1 rRNA gene is annotated in these 1,221 nt (G+C 51.1%); it reads left to right on the top strand.

Features of this window, described 5'->3' with window-relative positions:
- Positions 1 to 1,170: ribosomal RNA gene (locus AN392_RS18060) — 23S ribosomal RNA — on the top strand; the annotation flags it as partial.
- Positions 1,171 to 1,221 lie beyond the last annotated feature (51 nt).

Below are 1,221 nucleotides of genomic sequence, written 5' to 3'. Positions count from 1 at the left end.
CTAAGCTGATTGGAGCCGCAGTGACCAGGTGGCTGGGACTGTTTATTAAAAACACAGCACTGTGCAAAATCGCAAGATGACGTATACGGTGTGACACCTGCCCGGTGCCGGAAGGTTAATTGATGGGGTTATCTTCGGAGAAGCTCTTGATCGAAGCCCCGGTAAACGGCGGCCGTAACTATAACGGTCCTAAGGTAGCGAAATTCCTTGTCGGGTAAGTTCCGACCTGCACGAATGGTGTAACCATGGCCACGCTGTCTCCACCCGAGACTCAGTGAAATTGAAATCGCAGTGAAGATGCTGTGTACCCGCGGCTAGACGGAAAGACCCCGTGAACCTTTACTACAGCTTGGCACTGAACATTGAACCTACATGTGTAGGATAGGTGGGAGACTTAGAAGCAGAGACGCTAGTTTTTGTGGAGTCGTCCTTGAAATACCACCCTTGTAGTTTTGATGTTCTAACGTTGGCCCCTGAATCGGGGTTACGGACAGTGCCTGGTGGGTAGTTTGACTGGGGCGGTCTCCTCCCAAAGAGTAACGGAGGAGCACGAAGGTTGGCTAAGTACGGTCGGACATCGTACGGTTAGTGTAATGGTAGAAGCCAGCTTAACTGCGAGACAGACACGTCGAGCAGGTACGAAAGTAGGTCATAGTGATCCGGTGGTTCTGAATGGAAGGGCCATCGCTCAACGGATAAAAGGTACTCCGGGGATAACAGGCTGATACCGCCCAAGAGTTCATATCGACGGCGGTGTTTGGCACCTCGATGTCGGCTCATCACATCCTGGGGCTGAAGTCGGTCCCAAGGGTATGGCTGTTCGCCATTTAAAGTGGTACGCGAGCTGGGTTTAGAACGTCGTGAGACAGTTCGGTCCCTATCTGCCGTGGGCGTTTGAGAATTGAGAGGGGTTGCTCCTAGTACGAGAGGACCGGAGTGAACGAACCGCTGGTGTTCGGGTTGTCATGCCAATGGCATTGCCCGGTAGCTACGTTCGGAACTGATAAGCGCTGAAAGCATCTAAGCGCGAAGCAGGCCTCGAGATGAGTTCTCACTAGACTTTTAAAGTCTCTGAAGGGCCGTTGAAGACTACAACGTTGATAGGCAAGATGTGGAAGTGGTGTGAGCCATTAAGCTAACTTGTACTAATTACCCGTGAGGCTTAACCATACAACGCCAAACGCGTTTTATGTGATAGTGAAACAAGCGAAGAAGTTAATA

The sequence above is a fragment of the Pseudoalteromonas sp. P1-16-1b genome (assembly GCF_001401785.1).
Lineage (GTDB): Bacteria > Pseudomonadota > Gammaproteobacteria > Enterobacterales > Alteromonadaceae > Pseudoalteromonas > Pseudoalteromonas undina.
The sequence above is the reverse complement of the archived record's forward strand: the minus strand, read 5'-3'. Positions and strand labels throughout refer to the sequence as shown.